16 protein-coding genes are annotated in these 20,576 nt (G+C 64.1%); 9 read left to right on the top strand and 7 right to left on the bottom strand.

Annotated features, from left to right (window positions below; translation table 11 throughout):
• Positions 1–750 carry a type I methionyl aminopeptidase gene (gene map / locus NTZ43_01710; GenBank protein ID MCX5765929.1) on the top strand — a complete coding sequence of 250 codons (750 nt, stop codon included), beginning with the start codon at positions 1–3 and terminating at the stop codon, positions 748–750.
• Between the two features lie 45 nt (positions 751–795).
• Here the strand turns inward: map and NTZ43_01705 are convergent, their stop codons facing one another.
• From NTZ43_01705 to NTZ43_01695, 3 genes are all read right to left on the bottom strand, one after another.
• A complete protein-coding gene (locus tag NTZ43_01705) occupies positions 796–1,524 on the bottom strand; it encodes a TIGR02206 family membrane protein (protein MCX5765928.1) in 729 nt (242 codons plus the stop codon).
• A 9-nt stretch (positions 1,525–1,533) separates the two neighbouring features.
• On the bottom strand, positions 1,534–3,057 hold the full coding sequence (gene ftcD, locus NTZ43_01700; protein ID MCX5765927.1) for a glutamate formimidoyltransferase: 1,524 nt from the start codon (positions 3,055–3,057) through the stop codon (positions 1,534–1,536).
• 145 nt (positions 3,058–3,202) lie between these two features.
• Positions 3,203–4,009: an inositol monophosphatase family protein gene (locus NTZ43_01695; protein ID MCX5765926.1), complete on the bottom strand. Its 807-nt coding sequence runs from the start codon at positions 4,007–4,009 to the stop codon at positions 3,203–3,205.
• Positions 4,010–4,032: 23 nt separating this feature from the next.
• On the opposite strand from NTZ43_01695, the gene trpS reads away from it, so the two are divergent.
• The 8 genes from trpS to NTZ43_01655 all read left to right on the top strand — a co-directional run bounded on the left by trpS (position 4,033) and on the right by NTZ43_01655 (position 13,503).
• Positions 4,033–5,025, top strand: a complete 993-nt coding sequence (gene trpS / locus NTZ43_01690) for a tryptophan--tRNA ligase (GenBank protein ID MCX5765925.1) — start codon at positions 4,033–4,035, stop codon at positions 5,023–5,025.
• Between the two features lie 36 nt (positions 5,026–5,061).
• Entirely contained in the window at positions 5,062–5,760 is a 699-nt protein-coding gene (locus tag NTZ43_01685) for an MgtC/SapB family protein (GenBank protein ID MCX5765924.1), read from the top strand.
• Positions 5,761–5,875: 115 nt separating this feature from the next.
• Entirely contained in the window at positions 5,876–7,015 is a 1,140-nt protein-coding gene (locus NTZ43_01680; protein MCX5765923.1) for a PilT/PilU family type 4a pilus ATPase, read from the top strand.
• A 4-nt stretch (positions 7,016–7,019) separates the two neighbouring features.
• Positions 7,020–7,919 carry a dihydrodipicolinate synthase family protein gene (locus NTZ43_01675; protein MCX5765922.1) on the top strand — a complete coding sequence of 300 codons (900 nt, stop codon included), beginning with the start codon at positions 7,020–7,022 and terminating at the stop codon, positions 7,917–7,919.
• Between the two features lie 205 nt (positions 7,920–8,124).
• Positions 8,125–9,393 carry an adenylosuccinate synthase gene (locus NTZ43_01670; GenBank protein ID MCX5765921.1) on the top strand — a complete coding sequence of 423 codons (1,269 nt, stop codon included), beginning with the start codon at positions 8,125–8,127 and terminating at the stop codon, positions 9,391–9,393.
• Between the two features lie 37 nt (positions 9,394–9,430).
• Positions 9,431–10,474 (top strand): YpdA family putative bacillithiol disulfide reductase, encoded by a 1,044-nt coding sequence (locus NTZ43_01665; GenBank protein MCX5765920.1) that lies wholly within the window; start codon positions 9,431–9,433, stop codon positions 10,472–10,474.
• A 1-nt stretch (position 10,475) separates the two neighbouring features.
• A complete protein-coding gene (locus NTZ43_01660; protein MCX5765919.1) occupies positions 10,476–11,462 on the top strand; it encodes a glycosyltransferase in 987 nt (328 codons plus the stop codon).
• A gap of 148 nt (positions 11,463–11,610) precedes the next feature.
• On the top strand, positions 11,611–13,503 hold the full coding sequence (locus NTZ43_01655) for a CocE/NonD family hydrolase (GenBank protein MCX5765918.1): 1,893 nt from the start codon (positions 11,611–11,613) through the stop codon (positions 13,501–13,503).
• A 106-nt stretch (positions 13,504–13,609) separates the two neighbouring features.
• Here NTZ43_01655 and NTZ43_01650 read toward each other — a convergent pair whose 3' ends face one another.
• The 4 genes from NTZ43_01650 to NTZ43_01635 all read right to left on the bottom strand — a co-directional run bounded on the left by NTZ43_01650 (position 13,610) and on the right by NTZ43_01635 (position 20,557).
• Positions 13,610–16,141, bottom strand: coding sequence for a zinc-dependent metalloprotease (locus NTZ43_01650; protein MCX5765917.1), 2,532 nt, complete (start codon positions 16,139–16,141; stop codon positions 13,610–13,612).
• A 101-nt stretch (positions 16,142–16,242) separates the two neighbouring features.
• Entirely contained in the window at positions 16,243–17,421 is a 1,179-nt protein-coding gene (locus NTZ43_01645) for a phosphoglycerate dehydrogenase (GenBank protein ID MCX5765916.1), read from the bottom strand.
• Positions 17,418–18,494, bottom strand: a complete 1,077-nt coding sequence (gene serC / locus NTZ43_01640) for a 3-phosphoserine/phosphohydroxythreonine transaminase (GenBank protein ID MCX5765915.1) — start codon at positions 18,492–18,494, stop codon at positions 17,418–17,420. The genes NTZ43_01645 and serC overlap by 4 nt, the downstream gene beginning before the upstream one ends.
• The gene (locus tag NTZ43_01635) at positions 18,494–20,557 is read right to left on the bottom strand and encodes a M13 family metallopeptidase (GenBank protein MCX5765914.1); all 2,064 of its coding nucleotides are present in this window, start codon (positions 20,555–20,557) and stop codon (positions 18,494–18,496) included. Before NTZ43_01635 ends, serC begins: the two co-directional genes overlap by 1 nt.
• Between the last annotated feature and the right edge of the window lie 19 nt (positions 20,558–20,576).

Here is a 20,576-nt window from a genome sequence, read left to right as displayed (position 1 = left end):
ATGGTCCAGCTAAAAAGCCCACGCGAGCTCGAGACGATGGCCGCGGGCGGCAAGATCATGTTCGCCGCGCATGAAGCGGTGCGCGCTGCGGTGCGCCCAGGGGTGAGCACGCTCGACCTCGACCGCGTGTGTGAAAACTTCATTCGCTCGCACGAAGGGGCGACGCCGTCATTCAAGGGACTCTACGGGTTTCCGGCATCGATTTGCGCGTCCATCAACGAAGAGATTGTGCACGGGATTCCGTCGGCCAAGCGCGTGCTGCGCGAGGGCGACATTATCTCGGTGGACATCGGCGTGTTCTTTGGCGGCATGCACACGGATTCGGCGCGCACGTGGCCAGTGGGACCGGTGGATGCTGACACCGAGCGGTTGCTGCGCGTGACGGAGGCAAGTTTGGAAGCGGGAATCGAGGCCTGCGTGATTGGAAATCACATTGGCGACATTGGCGCGGCGATCGAGGGGCTAGTGGTGAAGGGGCGCCTTACGGTGGTGCGCGAGCTCGTGGGGCACGGTGTTGGTTTTCAGATGCATGAAGAGCCGCAGGTGCCCAATCACGGAAAACCGAAGCGCGGCATGAAGCTGGTGGCTGGGCTGACGCTGGCGATTGAGCCGATGGTGAATCTCGGCACGGCGGCCACGCGCACGTTGTCGGACAAGTGGACGGTGGTGACCGCTGACGGCAAGCGCAGCGCGCACTTCGAACACACGGTCGCGATTACCGAGCAGGGGCCGCGGGTTCTCACTCGCTAGTTGCTGCGCGGCGCCAGCCGCACGGTGTCGCGGTGGTTGCGTGCGTCAGGACGACTGCGAGCGGCGGTCGAGGATGGCGAACGGCACATACAAAATGATGCAGTTCAGAATGCCGATGCCGATCATCGGTACTAGGTAGAACGGCCATGGCCCCAGCGCATCGAGTAGGCTCGCGGTAGGCGGCTTGTGCAGCGTGAACATGTAGTTGCTACCGACGGCGACGTTCACCACGGTCACGAGCGCCATGTACATCACTGCGCCGGTCACGACGCGTCGCACGGAACCCGGTCGTGGGCGGAGCCCTTCGACGAAGGTGAGGTAGAGTGCCGTGATGATGATGAGGCCGTGCGATGCCATGGTTTGCACGGCGCGGAAGTGCGGAAGCCCATAGGCGCCGGCGTCAGGCGTGAGGATGCCTTGTAAAGGCCCGCCGATCCCAAGGAAATAGACAAACTCGTACGCGACGACGTCGAGCGAGAGCAGCGCGTACACCGACAGCCAGATGAGCGCGGTGCAGAGATGCAGCGGGAGGTTTGCGTCGAGTGTCCATTGCGCATACTCGAGGCTCCACCAATGCCACGAGAGCTCGGCGACCGCCAAGGAGAGGGCGAGGCCGACGCGCACCCGTCGGCGTGTGATGTGATGGCTGCCGCGGAGACTGATGAGCGCGATGGCCAGTGCCGCGAGGAGGGCGAGCGAGAGCAGGTGGGCTCGTCCGAAGAGTTCGAACGGGGCCCCGTGATAGTCGGCGACGAAGTAGTCGCGGAGGTTCACTGCGCGCGCTCAGTCACCGATGGCGCGCTCCACGGCAGCGGTCGCGGTCGCGGCTGCGGCGGCCGTCTCGGCCACGAGGCGCGCGGCCTCGGCCGCGAGCGCGGTGCCGGCCGATTTGTCGGACATGGCGGCAACGTTGATGCGCACGTTGTACGCGGCGCCGCGGCACGCGGCATCAGCGAGGAGCGCGGCCACACCGGCGTCACTTACGGCGTTCGTATTGCCCTTGGTGGCGCAGGTGACCGCGAGTGCGGCGACGGCGGCGCAGGCGCGCGCGGTCTCGAGTGGCACCTCGGCGGCGGTGATGAGTGCACGCAAGATGGCAGCGTCGCGTGCCGCCTGCTCGCTCGGCGTTTCCTTGGGAAGCTTGTACGCGTTGCTGACGAGCGCGTAGGCGTCGGAGTCTTTGGTGACGAGCGCGGAGAGTTGGTTGCCTAGGGTAACGGCGGCGAGCGCGAGCTCTTTCATTTCTGGCTCGACGGCCGCGTACTTTTTTCGCCCCACGGTGAGTCCGGCGACCATCTGCGCGAGCGCGGCGGCAAGTTGACCGGCGAGCGCGCTGACGGATCCGCCCCCTGGGACGGGCGCACCGCTGGCGACGGCGGCGACGAATCCGCTGAGTGATTCGCCTCCACCGATGGCGGCGCGCACTTTGTGCTCGAGCACCATCGCCGTGCTGAAGTTTGGCAGGCGAATGTAGCGCGCTGCGGTTTCGAAGAGGACGCGTTCGGGGACCAGTCCGATGAGTTCGCTCTTGGTGGGCGTGACGCCGCGCGCTTCGGCTTCGGTGCGCACGGCGTCGTAGGCGCGGTAGAGCGGGGTTTTGTCGGTGTCCACGAGATTCATGGAGACCTGCGCCTGGCCATCGACCTCGAGGCCAAGGCCTTTGACGTAGCGCAGTCCACCGCTGGAGCCGCGCACGGCTTTGGCGACGTCCTTGGCCACCTGCACGTTTTCCTTGCCGCCGAGATAGACGTTGTACGCCACCAGAAATGGACGCGCGCCAATGACGGTGGCGCCAGCGGTTTTGTGAATGGCGTTGGGGCCGAAGTCGGGAACGCGGTTGGTGTTCTGCCCGATTTCCTGTTTGGCCAGTTCGAACTCACCACGGCGCACGTCGGCGAGATTTTCGCGATCCGGGCGCGTGGCGGCGCGTTCGTAGAGGAAGACGGGGATGCCGAGTTCTGTGCCGACGCGTGCGCCGAGTTCGCGTGCGAGGGCGATGCAGTCGTCCATAGTGGCGCCGTCGAGCGGAATGAAGGGGCAGACGTCGGTGGCGCCGATGCGGGGGTGTTCGCCGCTGTGGGTATTGAGGTCGATCAGCTCGCAGGCTTTGGCGATGCCGCGGAAGGCCGCATCGACGGCGCGGTCGGCTGGGGCGACGGCGGTAAGGACGGTGCGGTTGTGACTCGGGTCGCTGCTGACGTCGAGAATGGCGACTCCTTCGACGGCGGCGATAGCGTCGCGGATTTGGGCGACGATCTCAGGGCGGCGGCCTTCGGAGAAGTTGGGGACGAACTCGACGAGTTTCATTGGAAAGGCTGGGGCGAGTAGACGGTGGACCTATAGACGGTCGACGGTACGCGTTTGGTGGCTGAAGGGAGAGCTGCCGGCACGGTACCGCCTCTAAACGTGGACGGTCTACGGTCTACCGTCTACTGCCTACTCGTTATTGCTGTCAGTCGGCGGCTATCGTCGCTGTGAGCCACTGGTGCATAGCCGCGTTCCCCGCGATCACCCCCGTGTGCGCCACGGGGCAGGGCTCCCCCTGCAGGTTGGTGGCGATGCCACCGGCCTCGCGGACAAGGAGGATGCCGGCGGCGATGTCCCACGGCGAGAGGATGTTCTCCCAAAAGGCGTCGAACCGTCCGCAGGCCACGCTGGCGAGGTCGATGGAGGCGGCGCCGGGGCGCCGGACGCCGCTTACGCCGGCCATCACGCGGCTCATTTGGGCTTGGTAGGGGGCGATTTCGGCGTGGACCTTGAAGGGGAATCCCGTGCCAATGAGTGTCCGCTGCGGGTTGCTGGTGGCCGACACGTGGCAGGGCTCGCCATTGAGCCGAGTGCCGCCTCCGAGGGTGGCGGTAAACTCCTCGCCGCCTGGGATGTCGATGACGACGCCGGCGACGAGGATGCCGTCGCGGAGGACGCCAATGGAAACGGCGTACTCGGGGTAGCCGTGCAGGAAGTTGGTGGTGCCGTCGAGGGGATCCGCGACAAAAACGAGCCCGCTCGCCTGCTCGTCCGGCCCGATCTGGTTGGCGGTTTCTTCGGCGAGGAAACGGGCCTGTGGGGCGTGGGCACGAACGGTGTCGAAAATTCGCTTTTCCGCCGCGAGGTCGACTTCACTCACAAAATCGGTGGCGGATTTCTCCTGCCAGACGATCGCCCCGCGGCGTGGCGTGGCGTCCCGAATGACCGAGGCGGCGTCACGCGCGGCGGCGACGGCAATGGCGAGCAGGGACGCAGGTGATTGATCGGTCATTGAACGATGCCTAGGTTTCACGTATGTCACGGATCTTCAGCGGTATTCAGCCTTCGGGCGAACTGCACATCGGAAACTATCTCGGCGCCGTCAAGAACTGGGTGGCGCTGCAGGATCAATTTGAGTCGTTCTTCTGCGTTGTGAATTATCACGCCATCATCGCGCCGTACGCGCGGGAAGATCTGGAGCGGCGCACGCACGAAATGGCGGTCGGTCTGTTGGCGTCGGGGCTCGATCCGGCGCGATGCACGATCTTTGTGCAGTCGCAGGTACCGGAGCATACCGAGCTCGCGTGGATTTTCAATACGGTGACGCCGTTGGGGGAGTTGGAGCGCCAAACCCAGTACAAGGACAAGGCCAGTCGGCAGGAGCAGGTGATGGCTGGTCTGTTGAACTATCCGGTGTTGCAGGCTGCGGACATTCTCCTGTATCGTGCGGACATCGTGCCGGTGGGGGAAGATCAGGTGCAGCATCTCGAGCTGTCGCGTGTTGTGGCGCGCAACTGGAACTCGCGATTCTCGCCAGCCACGCCGTACTTTCCCGAGCCGCAGCCCCGTCTCACGGCGACGCGTCGCATTGTGGGGCTGGATGGGCAGGCCAAGATGTCGAAGTCGATTGGCAATACGGTCGGGCTGCTGGAGACGCCCGAACAGATCTGGGACAAGTTGCGCGGAGCCGTCACGGATCCAACGCGCCAGCGGAAAACTGACGCGGGCGAGCCTGAGCGTTGCGCGACGATTTATCAGTTACACCGCGCGTTTTCGCCTGCAGAGACCGTGGCGGAAGTTGAGGAGAACTGCCGGGGCGCCAAGTGGGGATGCATTGATTGTAAGAAGTCGTTGCATCAGCACATGGTCGCCGAGCTGACGCCGATTCGTGAGCGCGCGGCGGAACTGGCGAGTGCGCCGGCCCAGGTGACGGCGCTGCTCGATGCTGGCGCACAAAAGGCGCGGGCGGTGGCGCAGGAGACGATTGGCGTGGTGAAGGATCTGATGGGATTGCCTCGCGCGGTATAGCTCACCGAGCGGCCACGCCGCTCACGGGGAGGCGACATGTTCATACTGGACCCGCAGCTCCCATCAGTGGACACGATGGTGTCAGCGTTTCGCCTGGATTTGGCAATGCGGCTCGGCTTGGCGGTTCTCGCCGGCGGCGCCATTGGGTTGGAGCGTCAGATTGCGGGGAAACCCGCTGGACTACGCACAAACATTCTGATTTGTCTGGGTTCGGCGTTGTTGATGGATTTGTCGATTCACCTCGGCGATGCGGTGGGCGGCGTTCGAATTGGTGATCCGGGGCGAATCGCGGCGCAGGTGGTGACCGGCATCGGTTTCATTGGTGCGGGAACGATCATGCAGGCGCGCGGCACGATCACCGGGCTGACGTCGGCGGCGACGATCTGGGTGGTGGCGGCGATCGGCTTGGCTATTGGCGCTGGGTTTTATGTGGAAGCGCTCGGCGCCACGGCGATGGTGATGCTTGTGCTGATGGGGCTCGGGCGCGTGGAGCATTTGTTGCTACGCACGCGGCGATCGATTTCGGCCACGATTCGCACACGCAAGACGTTGTCGCTCGACTGGATGACGCGGACGCTGGCGGATGACGGCATCCGGATTCGCTCGGCCGAAGTCTTTGACCACGCCGATGACCGGGTGTTTGAGCTGTGGCTGCATGGTCCCGCTCGGCAGTTTGAGGTGATTCGCGGGTCGTTGCCGAAGCACGCGGACGTGCTACACGTGCATCTCGACTAGTGGTGTCGGCCGACCCCGGCGATGGTGATTTCCCTCGTGAAACGCTGGCGCCGTGGTGTCGTTTGTGGCACTTTCCATTGATGTTCCCCCTCGTAGCCGGACCGGCTGGACCCTAATGGAAAAAATCATCAAAGCGGCGGTGGATCGCGGTGCCAGCGACCTGCACATTAAGGCAGGCGATGTGTTCCGCGCGCGCATCGACGGCAAGTTGGTGCCGCTGACGAAGCAGGCGCTGACGCCGGAGCAGACCAAGTCCATCGCGCTACGGCTGATTCCGAACGACGAAGACCGTGCGCGCATTGAAAAAATTCAGGACTACGACTGCTCGTGGGGCGCGCCAGGCATTGGTCGGTTTCGGGTCAACATCCTGCGGCAGCGATCGAGCTTCATGATCGTGATGCGGGTGATTCCCTTTGAGGTGCCGACGATTGAGAAGCTGGGGCTTCCGTCGGTGCTGCAAACCATTGCGGACGCCGATCGTGGCATGGTGCTGGTGACTGGCGTGACGGGCTCGGGCAAGTCGAGCACGATGGCCGCGCTGATCAATCACATCAACGCCACCAAGCACAAGCACATTGTGACGCTCGAGAATCCGCTGGAGTTTTTGCATCGCGACATTCAGTGCTCGGTGACGCAGCGCGAGATTGGCGTAGACACCGAGAGTTTTCGCATGGGCCTCCGTGCCGCCCTGCGCCAAGATCCGGACGTGATTCTCATTGGCGAAATGCGCGACCCGGAAACGATCGATACCGCGATGAAAGCGGCGGAGACGGGCCATCTGCTGATCTCGACATTGCACACGCCGGATGCGCAAAGCACCGTGCTGCGCTTGCTTGCGATGTTCCCGCCGGAGGAGCAGGATGTGGTGCGGATTCGGCTCGCCGAGTCGTTGCACGCCGTGGTCTCGCAGCGATTGGTCCCGCGCAAGGACGGCCATGGTCGCGTGGCCGCGCTCGAAGTGATGATCGTGACTCCTGCCATTCGCGAGTTGATTTTGGACAAAGATCGCACGGGCGAAATTCGCGACGCGATCGCTGAGGGGCGCGAGCAGTACGGGATGCAGACGTTCGATCAGCATCTTGCTGATTTGGTGCAGGCCGATTTGGTGGAGTTCGAGGTCGCCGCGACGGCGGCGGCCAAGCCAACAGAATTTGAATCGAAGATGAAGACGTTCCGCCGCCGGCCGGCTCCGAAGCGCAAAGGCGCCAAGGAAGCCCCGGATGCCGCCCCGATAGACACTACACTGGACGATTGATTCCATGATTGCTCTTCGCGGGGTCTTCGGACCCGTGGTGTCGAATTTCGTGCATGGGTCGGAAGATCTCGATGTGGCAGCCTTCCGCTCGAATATTCGCGCGCACATGTCGGCGGGGCTCGCGGGGGTGCTGGTGTGCGGCTCCACGGGCGAGGCGACGTTGCTCTCTGAGGATGAGCGTCGCGCGGTGCTCGATGCGGCGCGCGCGGAGACGCCTGCGGGCCGGCTGGTGTTGATGGGGGTTGGCGCAGAGTCCACGCGCCTGACGATTCAGCGATCGAAAGACGCGAAGCGCGGCGGTGCCGACGCGGTGTTGGTGGTGGCGCCGCACTACTACTCCAACGCGATGTCGCCCGAGGCGCTGCGTACGCATTATCGACGTGTGGCGGACGCGAGCCCCCTGCCGGTTGCGCTGTACAACATTCCCAAGTACATGCACTTCAAGCTGCTGCCGGAGCTCGTGGCGGAGTTGGCGCAGCACGAGAACATCATCGGGATTAAGGACAGTTCTGGTGATCTGGAGCTGTTGGCCGGTTACCTGCAGTCGAAGAGCGAGACGTTTGCCGTGCTGACGGGCAATGCGGGGCAGATCGCGCCGGCGATTGCGGCTGGTGCTGGCGGGGGGATTGTGGCGGTGTCGCTGTTTGCCGGGGCGCAGTGCGTGGCCGTCTATGAGGCGGCGGCTCGTGGCGATGCGGCGGCCGCTGACGCGCTGCAGGCGCCGCTCAAGGGCGTTGCCGCGCAAATCGTGGGTGAGTTGGGCGTTCCCGGCGTCAAAGCCGCTCTGGAGGCCGTGGGGCTCGCCGGCGGCACGGTGCGTGGGCCGTTGCTGAATCTCGACGCCGAGCGCGTGGCCAAGGTGCGTAGCGTATTGACGGAGGCGGGGATCGCGGTTCGTTCGTAGGCGCTCGGCCGGTTGTTACAATGGCGGCTGGAGGAGGGGTTCCAGTCGCCACGCGGAGGAGGGAGCCGACGTTGCGTTGCGTTCGCGATGGTGGAGACTAGATTTCTGCAACGCCCCGCGGATTGCGCCGGGGCGTTTTTTTGTGCCCGCCAGCGCGCACTGCGCCGACGCTCTCTAGCCAGCCAGGTCCATGTTCGATTCCAAAATCCGCACGCTCGTGGTGGTCGGCGCCCAATGGGGCGACGAGGGAAAAGGCAAGTTGGTGGACGTGCTGGCGCAGGGCGCCGACTGGGTGGTGCGGTATCAGGGTGGCGCGAATGCGGGCCACACGGTGCACGTCGGCGACAAGTCGATGGTGTTGCGTCAAATTCCGAGCGGAATTCTGCACCCCGGCGTGCGATGCGCAATTGGCAACGGCGTGGTGCTCGACCCCGAGACCATGTTTGCTGAAGTCGATGACATGGTGAAGGGTGGCGTGGATGTGCAGGGGCGCTTGTACATCAGCGACCGCACCCACCTCGTGATGCCCTACCACAAGCTGGTGGACAAAGAGAGTGCCGCGAGCAAAGCGATTGGCACCACGGGGCGCGGTATTGGCCCTGCGTACGAAGACAAGATTGCGCGGCGCGGAGTGCGCGTGCTCGACCTGCGGCACCCGGCGCGGTTGCGGGCGCTCGTGGAGAAGGGATGCGAGCACGCGAATCATCAACTGGCGTCGTTTGGGTCCGCGAAGCGCGCCGATGTAGAGTTCACGATTGCGGCGCTGCAGAACATTGCGCCGCGCGTGCTGGGCATTGCCGAGGATGTTGGGCTCGCGGTGCATAAGGCGATTCAGCGTGGCGCGGCCGTGCTGCTCGAAGGGGCGCAGGGCTCGCTGCTCGACGTGGATCACGGCACGTATCCGTATGTGACGTCGAGCAACACGACGGCGGGCGGCGCGAGCACGGGCATCGGCATTGGTCCGCGCGCCATCGACGCCGCGCTCGGCGTGGTCAAAGCGTATACCACGCGCGTGGGGGCCGGTCCGTTGCCCACCGAGTTCGACGAGGCGATGAGCGAGCATATCCGGACCCTTGGCAACGAGTTTGGCGCTGTGACCGGCCGACCGCGTCGGTGTGGATGGTTTGACGCGGTGGTCGTGCGCTACGCGGTGCGGGTGAACGGGTTGTCGGCGTTGGCCATCACGAAGCTCGACGTGCTCGACACGTTGGAGAAGATTGGTCTGTGCACGGGCTATGAGATCAACGGGGAGATGGTTGAGGAATTCCCTGGTGATATTGCGGATCTTGATGACATCAAGCCCCGCTACGAGTGGTTTGACGGATGGCGGAGCTCCACGGCCGATGCGCGTCAGCTGTCGGATTTGCCGTCGGGTGCGCGTGCGTACCTCGACCGAATTCAGGAGTTAGTGGAATGCCGCGCACGGTACGTGTCGGTCGGCACACGACGCGACCAGATTCTCGAAACGGCGTGAGGCGCATGGCGCGGCAGCGCGTCGCGTTGAGCTGCGCGTGTCGGTGCGCGCTGGAGTGCGCGCGGCGATGAGCGCCGCGCAGATGGAGTCGCGGGAGCGATGGCCCGTGTGCATTATCGGCGCCGGGCCGTGCGGTTTGGCGGCCGCGGTCGCGATGCACGCCGCGGGGATTCCCGCGGTGGTCTTTGACGCCGGCTCGGTGTGCAGTTCCATCGCCGGCTACCCGACGTACCTCTCGTTCTTTTCCACCGCCGAGAAGATCTCTGTTGGCGGGCTGCCATTTCCGGTGGCCACGGAGAAGCCCACGCGCCGCGATGCGCTGGCCTATTACCGCGCGGTGGTGACGCACTTTGGTTTACGGGTGCGGCAGTACGAGCCCGTGGAGCGCGTTTCGCATGATGGGGCGCAGTTCGTGGTACGCGCGCGGCCGCGCGGCGGCGAACCGACCGAGGCGTGCGCGTCGGCGGTGGTGGTGGCGACCGGATACTTTGGCACCCCGAACCGGATTGGCGTGCCCGGTGAGGATTTGCCGCACGTGACGCACACGTTTCTTGAGGGGCACGAAGCCTTTCAGCGAACCGCGCTGGTGATCGGGGGCGGCAACTCCGCCGTGGAGACGGCGCTCGATTTGTATCGCGCTGGCGCCGCAGTGACGGTGGTCCACTTTGGCCCAACGTTCGACAAGAACATCAAGCCGTGGGTGCTGCCGGATTTTGAAGGGCGCGTGCGAGAGGGGAGCATTCGCGTGCTGTGGAACGCGCGCGTGGAGTCTATTGCGCACGCGTCGGCGCAGGTGCGCGTGGAGGGGGCGGTGACCACGGTCGATGCACAGCACGTGTACGTGATGACCGGCTACACGCCTCGCCCGGAGTTGCTCGAGGGCCTCGGTGTGACGGTTGACGCCACGACCGGCGTGCCGGTGCATGATGCCGCGACCATGGAGACGCCCACGCGTGGCGTGTTCATTGCAGGGGTATTGGCGAGTGGTTTTGACGCCAACAAGATCTTCATTGAGAACGGACGCGATCACGGAACCTTGATTGCGCGTGCGCTGGTGGCACGCGCTGCGGCGCAGGCGTAGCATGAGCGCCACGCCTAAGCTGTCGATAGGTATTCCGGCCTATAATCAGGGGGAATATCTGCGCGAGACGCTGGCGTCGCTCGTGCATCAGGTTGACGCGTCCACCGAGATTGTGGTGTCGGAGAATCATTCGACCGACAATACCCCCGCGGTGCTTGAGGAGTTTGCGGGGCGTGTGCGCGTGGTGCGTCCGCCGGTGCATATGCCGATGATGGCGCACTGGAACTATCTCGTGCCGCAACTCGAAGGGGACTGGTTTGCGCTATTGTCGAGCGATGATCGGGCGACGCCGTCGTATGTGCGCGCGCTTCGCAGTGGCATTGCGCTCGATCCCTCGGCGGTGCTGGTGCGAGGCGCCTTTGACGTGATTGATGGCGTAGGGGCGCGACTCAAGCGCCAGCGCATTCTGAGCAATCGAGCCGTGGCGCATCCGCCGCGCACCTTCCTTGAGCAGGTGGCGATCAATAAGACGAGCTTTGCGGCGTTCGCGTTCAAGCGTGCGGCCTATGACCAGCTGGGCGGCTTTGATGCGTCGTTCCACCTGTGGGGCGATTGGGCGCTCTGGCTCAAGGCGAGTCCGTTGGGGGCGTTCGTGTACGTGCCGGAGGTGATCGCGGAATACCGCGTAAACCATCGCCCTGGTCAGTTGAACGCGCGTATCCGGCTTGAGCTGGAAGACGAAATGGGGATCTGCCTTCGGGTGGAGCCTGAGGTGGCCGCATTGCTGGGTTCACACGCGGCGGCGGCGCAGCGGGCGGTGGCAGTGTCTTCGCGCCGGCGGTTCGATGTTCGGCTCGACCAGATCAGTCGGTGGATTGGTTCGGAGCGGTGGGCCGAGCTCGCCGCGCTTGTGCGGCCGTGGGCGGCGTCGGTGGGGGGGGAGGATCGGCTCGCGATGCTGGAGTCTGGGCGACCGGTGTTGCGCCGCGATCTGCTCGGCGCGTTGCGGTCGCGGGTGCGCGACGTGATCGGGCGCTGGATCGACTGAGTCGGGCGCGTTGCGGCGGCGCCTGGCGTCGTGCGGTGATCGCTTTCTGTTGCGCGACTCGTTGAGCGGTTACCACACCACGTGTCGTGAGTGCTAGCCGACAGTGACGTAGGAGTCATAGTTTCTAATGTCTCTTACGGAGTCGCCGATGCGCCGATCAATTGCGCTGCTCGCTGTCCTCTTGCTGTCCGCCGCTGCTCTGCCTGCTCAGGCACCGCCCGGTCCCGACCCTACACTCGCTGCGCGCATCAAGGAGCGCTACGTGAAGCGCGAAGTGCGCATTCGCGTGCGCGACGGGGCGCAGCTCTTCACGTCGATCTATGTGCCGCGCGACACGACGCGCCGGTATCCGGTGCTGATGTCGCGGACGCCGTACTCGGTGAGTCCGTATGGTGCGGATTACAAAGCGGCGCTCGGACCGTCCGGCAATACGAAGTGGGTGGATGACGGCTACATCTTTGTGTATCAGGATGTGCGCGGCCGGAATTTTTCCGAAGGCGTGTTTCGCGACATGACGCCGATTCTGGAGAAGCACGACAAGCCGACCGATGTGGACGAAGGCACCGATGCGTTTGATAGCATCGACTGGCTCGTTAAGAATCTTCCCACCAATGGGAAGGTCGGGTTGTACGGCACGTCGTACCCCGGGTTCTATACCAGCGCCAGCTGTTTGTCCCGCCATCCGGCGCTGGTGGCCTGCTCACCGCAGGCGCCGATGACCGACATCTGGATGGGCGACGACAACTTTCACGGCGGCGCGTTTCTGCTGGCGCACAACTTCGGGTTCTACACCGGCTTTGGCCGTACGCCGCGCAATGAGCCTGGCCCCGATGCGCGTTACCCGTTCTCAATGGGAACACGCGACGCGTACCAGTTCTACTTGGGTCTTGGACCGCTCGGCCCGGGAACACGAAAGACGTTGGACTCTGCGACGGCACCGCTCTGGCAGAGCATTATCACGCATCCGTCGTACGATGCGTTCTGGAAAGAGCGCGACGTGCGGCCGCATTTGAAGGATGTGAGAGCTGCCGTACTCACGGTGGGCGGATTTTACGACACCGAAGATCTGCACGGTCCGTGGTGGGTCTATGGCAGCATCGCGAAGCAGAGCCCCAGCACCAGCAATCGCCTCGTGGTGGGACCGTGGTCGCACGGCGGGTGGAGTCGCGGCGACGATGACGTGCTCGGCACGTTGCGGTGGAAGTACAAGACCGGCCCCTACTATCGCGATTCGGTGGAGTATCCGTTTTTCGCGCACTATTTGGCGGGGGCGCCGGATCCCAAACTGCCGAACGTGCTCGTGTTCCGCACGGGTGGCGACAAGTGGGACGGCTACGATACGTGGCCGCCCAAGAGTTCGAAGCCGTCCGCGCTCTATCTGCACCCCGGTGGCAAGCTGGCTTTTACGCCGCCCGCTGCCGGTGCGGCGTTTGATGAATACGTGAGCGATCCGGCCAAGCCGGTGCCGCTCGTGGAGCGCATTGAGAACAACGGCATGCCGCGCGACTACATCACGGCCGACCAGCGCTTTGCGTCGCGGCGTCCTGATGTGCTCACGTATCAGACCGACGTGCTCACCGAGGACGTCACGCTCACAGGGCCCGTAAGCCCAGTGCTACATGTGAGCACGACGGGAACCGATGCCGATTTCATTGTGAAGCTCATTGACGTCTTTCCTGATTCGGCGGCGAACTGGCCTGGCGACGTGAGTGGCTTCACCGTGGGTGGGTACCAGCAGTTGGTGCGCGGCGAGCCGTTCCGTGCGCGTTACCGCCGCTCGTGGGAGAAGCCGTCGGCGATGGTGCCGAACGCGGCCGACTCGGTGAAGTTCGAGATGCCGTCGATCCACCACACGTTCAAGAAGGGGCATCGGATCATGGTGCAGGTGCAGAGCACCTGGTTCCCGCATATCGATCGCAATCCGCAGAAGTTTGTGCCGAATATCTTCGAGGCCAAGGCGAGCGATTTCCAAAAGGCGACGATGCGCGTGTATCACACGCCGAAGCAGCCGACGCGACTGGAGCTGCGCACGCTGCCGTAGGCAACGCCTTGTACGCAGCTCACGCTGCGAGCGCGACGTACAACGAGAAAACTGCCCGCGGTGCCGTCCTGGCACCGCGGGCAGTTTTTGTTTCGGACGGTAACGACTACTTCTTGGGGTCGAGGATCTCGGTGATGCGATCGACGACATCCGACCAGTGTGCCTTTTCCACGGCGGCGGTCGCAGTGGTGGCCGACGCACGCGCGTCGCGCTGAATCTCACGCAGCTGCGCCCGGGCGAGGGCGGGCAAGTCGCTCGTCGGGACATTTGGCGCGGTCACAAATGGAATGACGCGTGCTGGGGCACCACCACCTGCGCCACCGCCGCGTCCGCCCTCTGCGCCACCAGCGGTCGCCGCCGGCGGATTGATAAGTGCGCCGAGTCGTGCGAGGTACACGCGCTGCAGTTGACGCCGGTTGGCATCGGGGTTTGCGGCGCCCCACACCACTTTTTTGAGATCGCTCAGATACTCTGGGAGCGGATAAGCATTGACGACGTCGTACCGCTCAGATTCGGCGAGTCGTCCGAGGCGTGTGGTGCTCAACAGCGACGTGATGAATCCCGCTTGCCGTGTGGCGAGCGTACCGTTGGGGCCAATACGTGTGATGATTTCCTTTGGTGCGAGCCAACCCTGCGTCGCAATGGCGTTCTCGGCGAGGAAGGCGAGCGCGGCCTTTTGCTTGGCCTTGGGGACCACGCTGAAGACGGCGCCGGCAATGTCAGCCGTCTTGAGGTCGACGTTCACGCCGCCGATGACCGTGGTGACGTGCCCCATCATGCCGGCCCAGCGGCCGACGGACTCTTCGTACAGCTCCTGCAGGTCATCGTAATCTTCGCCGGGCTTGGTCGTCCAGTTTACCAACTGCGGGATCATTTTCTTGTAGTTCATCACGCCGTAGTTCGTGGCTTTTACCGGATCGTCGCCGAGGTCCTCGGTTTGATTGCGCGGATCGCCGCTGCCGAGTTGCTGTGCGACATAGCGATACGGAAACGGTCCCGACTGATTGGTGAGCCAGCGATTAAGCGTGGGCTTTTCGGCCTCGGCCGACGGCGCGGCGATCACGCGGTAGCCCCAGTTAATGGCGAAGTTGTCGAACGGTCCGACGCGGCGAATGAAATCGTTGGTCTTGAGTCCGTCGCCGGGTTGCGCAACGTAGTTCTGTCGTGCGTAGTCCATAATCGTGGCGCTCACACCGTACACGCTCGTGAAGCTGGGCGAACGCAGTGAGTCCACCGGGAATGATGCGGACGCGATCATGTTGTGCTGCAGGCCGAGGGCGTGGCCAATTTCGTGCGTGATCACTTGGCGCATCGTCTCGCCTATCAGCTCTTCGGGAATGTCGAGCGAGCGGGCGGCCGGGTTGGCGGCGCCGGTTTCCATCATCAACCAGTTGCGGTACGAGCGCATGTGGTTGTGATACCAGGTGATCTCGGAGTTGATGATTTCGCCGGAGCGTGGGTCGTGCGTGTGCGGTCCCGTGGCATCGCGGACGAGTGATGCGGCCCACCGCACCATTGAGTAGCGCGCGTCGTCTGGATCGAAGTCGGGGTCCTGCGCTTTGGTGGGCGCGTCCTTGGCGAGAATCGCGTTTTTGAAACCGGCCTTCTCAAATACCTTTTGCCAGTTCTCCACGCCTTCGCGTACGTAGCGCCGCCACCGTAGCGGCGTGGCCGGATCGAGATAGTATACAATCGGCTTGACCGGCTCCACGAGCTCGCCGCGCGCATAAGCAGCAGGATCCTTGGGTTCGAGGCGCCAGCGCGTGATGAACTCCTGCGAGGCGGCTTTTTGTTCGTCGAGTCCGTAGTTCACGCGCCCGACGGTAAAGAAGCCAACGCGCGCATCGAAGTTGCGCGGACGCATCGGTTCCTTGGGGAGGAGGACGATCGACTGCCGCGTCTCCATGGTGAGCGTGCCGCTGTTGGCGTCGGTGGGCGGCGTGGCCGCGTCGAACGTCTGCACCTGCCGCACTTCGATGTTGATCGGGAAGCCGCGCATGCCGCTGATGTAGCTCCGCGCCGGATCGAAGCGCCGAACGCCATAGGTGCGGCGCTGGTTCGCGTTCAGCCCCGAGGTGGCGGGGTTGTCGGTGGCAAAGAAGTCGGTGACGTCCACCACGTACGACGTGCTGTCCTTGCCGAACGCCGCAATGGGGAAGGCGCCGAGGATAGCGCCGTAGTTGTTTTGCGCAACGGACTTAGCGATGGGGAGTCCTTCGGCCGCGACGGCTTCATGGGTCTGCGTCTTGATCAGGATGCGATCTGCGGCGCGTTCCCACCGGACCATACGCTCGTTGAGCGAGCTGCCGGCACTTTGAAAGCCGCCGGCCCCGGCGGGCACGCCTGCGACGCGCGTGACCATCAGGAAATCGCGGCCCATCAACGAGTCGGGCACTTCAAAAAAGTACCGGTCGTCCACGCGGTGCACGGTGACGCCGCCCTTTTCCGTGTGCGCACGGGCGGTGATCACCTGTGCGTAGGGGCGTGGTCCCGCGCGTCGTGCTGCGGCTCCACCGGCTGGGGCCGGTGTGTCGCCGGCGGCCGCGGCCTGTGCGGCGGGTGGAGTGACGGGAGGGTTCTGTGCGACGGCCGTCGAAGCGGCGGCCATCAGCGCGAGCGTAAGGTGGGGAAGGCGCATCAGGGACATCTCGGCTCCAAAAAGAGGGAGAAGCTGTGTTTGTCGAGAGTACGGGCGGGCCGCGGCGTTCGCTGAACGGGAACGCCGCGGCGGGGCGGGGATTACGCGCCCAGATTTCGCAGCGACAACACGCCGGGAATGGCGCGTAGGGTGTCGGTCATCGCGGCCGGAATCGCGCCGTCAATGTCAATGATGGTGTAAGCGAGATCGCCGCGCGATTTGTTGAGCAAATTGGCGATGTTGAGCTGCGCCGACGCAACAGCGGAGGTGATCTGCCCGACCATATTGGGCACGTTCTCCGTAGCGAGCGTGAGGCGCGTGGCGCTGGCGGTGCGCGGCATGGACGCTTCGGGGAAGTTCACGGAGTGTCGAATATTGCCGTGTTCGAGGAACTCACGCAGCGTGTCGGCGACCATAATGGCGCAGTTCTCCTCGGCTTCCTCGGTTGAGGCCCCAAGGTGTGGCAATGCAATCACGCGCGCGTGGTTTCTAACGGCGTTCGTGGGAAAATCGCAGATGTAGCTCGCCAACGTGCCGCGATCGAGCGCCTCGAGTAACGCAGCGGTGTCCACAATGCCGGCGCGCGCGAAGTTGAGAATAGCGCCGCCGTCGCGCATCAACTTAAGGCGCGCCGCGTTCACGAGGTTCTTGGTGCCTTCCACCAGCGGCACGTGCAGTGTGATCATGTCGGACCGGGCGAAGAGATCGTCGATCGACGAGGTGCGCTCGACCGCCGACGACAGCTGCATCGCACGCTGCACGGTGAGTTCGGGGTCAAAGCCGATGACGTGCATGCCGAGTCGGTGCGCGGCGTTTGCCACTTCCACGCCGATGGCCCCGAGTCCCACCACGCCGAGCACGCGGCCCGGGAGTTCGTGTCCGGCAAATTTCTTTTTCCCTTTCTCCACCGCTTTTTCGAGCGTCTCGTCGTCGCCCTCGAGCGCTTTGACGTAGCCCCACGCCTGGCAAATGTCGCGTTGTGCGAGAAAGAGACTGGCGATGACCAGTTCCTTCACGGCGTTCGCATTCGCGCCCGGTGCGTTGAATACCGGCACGCCCCGCTTGGAGAGCTTTGCGACGGGCACGTTATTCGTTCCCGCTCCCGCGCGGCCAATGGCGCGCACGGAATCGGGAATGACCACCTCGTGCAGATCTGCCGAGCGCAACATGATCGCGTCCGGTGTGGCGGCATCCGGCGCGGTGACGTAGCGGTCGGTGGGGAGTCGGCTGAGGCCGCGCGCGGAAATGTTGTTGAGCGTCTGGATCGTGAATGCGGTCATGCGTGAGTCCGTTCGAATTGTTGCATGAGGGTGATCAACGCATCGACGCCCGCGACGGGCATGGCGTTGTAGATACTCGCGCGCATGCCACCAACAGAACGGTGGCCTTCGAGCGTGACGAGGCCCGCCGTCTTGGCTTCGGCAAGGAAGGTCTTGTCGAGGTCGGGCTTGGCGAGCGTGAACGGGACGTTCATCCAGGAGCGTGCATTCTTGGCGACCGGATTGGCATAGAACGACGACCCGTCGATGGCCGCGTAGAGTTTGGCCGCCTTGGCGCGGTTGACCTCACCCATCGCGGCGAGTCCCCCGTGCCGTTTGATCCACTGAAACACGAGCCCTGCGAGATACCACGTGTACGTGGGCGGCGTGTTGAGCATCGAGCCTTCCTTAGCCATCGCCGCATAGTCGAGCACGCCAGGAATGTCGGCGCGCGCGCGGCCGAGGAGGTCGTCGCGGACTATGACCACGGTGAGTCCGGCGGGACCGATGTTCTTCTGCGCGCCGGCATAGATCACGCCGAACTTCGACACGTCGATCGGGCGCGAGAGCAGCGTGGACGACATGTCGGCCACCAGCGGCACGTCGCCGCTATTGGGGATGTCGTGGAACTCCACGCCCCCGATGGTTTCGTTGGGCGTGTAGTGCAGGTACGCGGCATCAGGCGACCGCGACCACGAGGCGACGTCGGGAATCGACGCGTACGGTTCGCCCGCGTCGGCGGCAACATGCACCGCCGCGTAGCGCTTGGCCTCGCTCATCGCCTTCTTCGACCACGCGCCCGTGTTGACGTAGTCCACCGTCTGACCGGCCGCCGAGAGATTCAGCGGCACGGCGGCGAATTGCATGGTGGCGCCGCCCTGCACGAACAACACTTTGTAGTTCGCCGGCACCGCGAGCAGTTCGCGCAGATCGGCTTCCGCTTGTTCGGCAATCGAAATAAACGCCTTGCCGCGGTGACTCATTTCCATGACGGACATGCCGGTGCCATGCCAGTCGAGCATTTCGGCACGGGCCTGTTCCAGCACCTCGACGGGCAACGCTGCGGGGCCGGGACTGAAGTTGAAGACGCGCATTACCAGATCCTCGCGCGAATCAATTCGGGCCGCACCATCGCGTCGCCGTCTTTGCACCCAAATGCCGCCTTGAACTCCGGCATGTTGGCCAGCGGGCCGTCCACACGCCATTTGCCAGGCGAGTGCGGGTTGGTCTTGAGGTTCTGCAACTCGGCTTCGGGGCGCTGCAGTCCGCGCCAGATTTGCGCCCACGCGAGGAAGAAGCGCTGTTCCTGGGTAAAGCCGTCGATCTTTGCTTTGGGCTTGTTCCCGTTGGCTTTCTGCATGGCAAAGTACGCGACCGTGAGTCCGCCGAGGTCGGCAATGTTCTCGCCGAGGGTGAGGCGACCGTTCACGTGGGACTGATCGTCGACCACGGTATAGCCGTTGAACTGTTCCACCACGAGCTGCGCTGCCGATTTGTATTTGGCCGCATCTTCTGGCGTCCACCAATCGCGGAGATTGCCGGTGGCATCGAACTGCCGGCCGGAGTCGTCGAAGCCGTGGGTCATTTCGTGGCCGATCACGGCGCCGATGGCGCCGTAGTTGACGGCATCGTCGGCTTTGGCGTCAAAGAATGGCGGCTGCAGAATGCCCGCAGGGAACTGAATCTGATTGAGCGACGAGCTGTAGCTCGCGTTCACAGTCGGCGGCGTCATACTCCACTCGGCGCGATCCGGCGCGTGCCCTACGCGCTTCCAGCTGCGCTCGGAGTTCCACTCGCCCACGACTTTTTGATTGTCGTAGTACGAGCCTGTTTTAATCTCGAGCGTCGAGTAATCGCGCCACTTGTCGGGATACGCAATCTTCCGCAGGAAGGCGTCGAGTTTGGCGACCGCCTGCACCTTGGTGACTTCGCTCATCCAATCGAGCCCCTTGATGCGGTCACGCAGGGCGGAGACGAGGTTGTCCACCATCTTGGTGGCGCGTGCCTTGGCCTCGGGGGTGAAGTTGCGCTTGATCCAGTCCTGCCCCACGGCCTCTCCGAGCGCGCCGCTGGTGGCGGCGGCGCACATCTTCACGCGCGATTCCTGCTGGAGGACGCCGCTCGTGATTTGTTGCCAATGGAACGCTTCAGCGCGGAAGGCGCCGCTGAGCGAGGCCATCGCACTGTTGGTGGCATGCCAGCGGAGATACGCTTTCCAGTCCTCCACGCCAGTGGCGGGGAGGAGCGAGTCGAGCGCGGTAAAGAAGGTGGGGGTGCGCACGTTCACGTCGCCGACGTTCTTGCCGCCCTGCTGCTTGATATAGCGCGCCCAATCCAGATGCGGCGTCATCTTGCCGAACTCGGCGAGCGCCATCTTGTGATAGGTGGAGTTGGGGTCGCGCATGTCGGCCTGCGGAATCGAGATTTTCGCGAGCGATGTCTCGAGCGCGAGGATCGAGGCCGCGCTGGCCTTCGATTGGGCGTCATTCTCGCCCAGCAGTTTGAGCGTACGCGCAACGTGCTCGACGTAATCGGCGCGGCGCTTGACGGCCCGCTCGTTGGTGCCGAGGTAGTCTTCGCGATTGAGGACGAGACCGCCCTGATTGGCGGAGACGATCACCATCTTGCTGTTGCGGGGATCGGTGGACGGCCCGAGGGAGAAGGGCGCGAGTCCGCCGCCGCCCCCACGTCCGCCACCACCACCCGCGCCGCGGAGGCCGAAGGTCTTCACCACGTCATCGGTACTTTTGATGGCCGCGATGGCATCGAGGTGCGCCTTGATCGGCTTGAAGCCGGCCTTTTCCATGGCCACGGTGTCGAGGCAGCTCATGTAGAAAGTGCCGATTTTCCATTCGTTGGTGCCGGCTTTGGTCTCGCCGCCGCGCACCAGCTTGGCGTCGTCATCCACAATGTGCTGGACGACCTCCTGATTTTTGTCGCCGAGCATGCCAAAGGCCCCAAGCCCCGACTTGTCGGGAGGGATCGTCTGTTTGCCCAGCCAGCTGCCATTGGCAAACTGGTAGAAGTCGGTGCAGGGGGCGCAGGTGGTGTCGAGGTTGGCGCGGTCGAGGGGCTTAGACTGCGCCCGCTGGGCCAGAGCCACGGAGGAGAGCACGGCCGCGAGGGTGGCGGCGGCGAAAAAGCGACGGAACAGCATAGTCGGACTCACACGTTGG

The organism is Gemmatimonadota bacterium (assembly GCA_026387915.1).
Taxonomy (GTDB): domain Bacteria; phylum Gemmatimonadota; class Gemmatimonadetes; order Gemmatimonadales; family Gemmatimonadaceae; genus Fen-1231.
This window is presented reverse-complemented; position numbering and strand designations above follow the sequence as displayed.

Coding starts and splice junctions, on each gene's coding strand:
- map (MCX5765929.1), top strand. CDS start 1: ATGGTCCAGCTAAAAAGCCCACGCGAGCTCGAGACGATGGCCGCGGGC.
- ftcD (MCX5765927.1), bottom strand. CDS start 3,057: ATGAAACTCGTCGAGTTCGTCCCCAACTTCTCCGAAGGCCGCCGCCCT.
- NTZ43_01695 (MCX5765926.1), bottom strand. CDS start 4,009: ATGACCGATCAATCACCTGCGTCCCTGCTCGCCATTGCCGTCGCCGCC.
- trpS (MCX5765925.1), top strand. CDS start 4,033: ATGTCACGGATCTTCAGCGGTATTCAGCCTTCGGGCGAACTGCACATC.
- NTZ43_01685 (MCX5765924.1), top strand. CDS start 5,062: ATGTTCATACTGGACCCGCAGCTCCCATCAGTGGACACGATGGTGTCA.
- NTZ43_01680 (MCX5765923.1), top strand. CDS start 5,876: ATGGAAAAAATCATCAAAGCGGCGGTGGATCGCGGTGCCAGCGACCTG.
- NTZ43_01675 (MCX5765922.1), top strand. CDS start 7,020: ATGATTGCTCTTCGCGGGGTCTTCGGACCCGTGGTGTCGAATTTCGTG.
- NTZ43_01660 (MCX5765919.1), top strand. CDS start 10,476: ATGAGCGCCACGCCTAAGCTGTCGATAGGTATTCCGGCCTATAATCAG.
- NTZ43_01655 (MCX5765918.1), top strand. CDS start 11,611: ATGCGCCGATCAATTGCGCTGCTCGCTGTCCTCTTGCTGTCCGCCGCT.
- NTZ43_01650 (MCX5765917.1), bottom strand. CDS start 16,141: ATGCGCCTTCCCCACCTTACGCTCGCGCTGATGGCCGCCGCTTCGACG.
- NTZ43_01645 (MCX5765916.1), bottom strand. CDS start 17,421: ATGACCGCATTCACGATCCAGACGCTCAACAACATTTCCGCGCGCGGC.
- serC (MCX5765915.1), bottom strand. CDS start 18,494: ATGCGCGTCTTCAACTTCAGTCCCGGCCCCGCAGCGTTGCCCGTCGAG.
- NTZ43_01635 (MCX5765914.1), bottom strand. CDS start 20,557: ATGCTGTTCCGTCGCTTTTTCGCCGCCGCCACCCTCGCGGCCGTGCTC.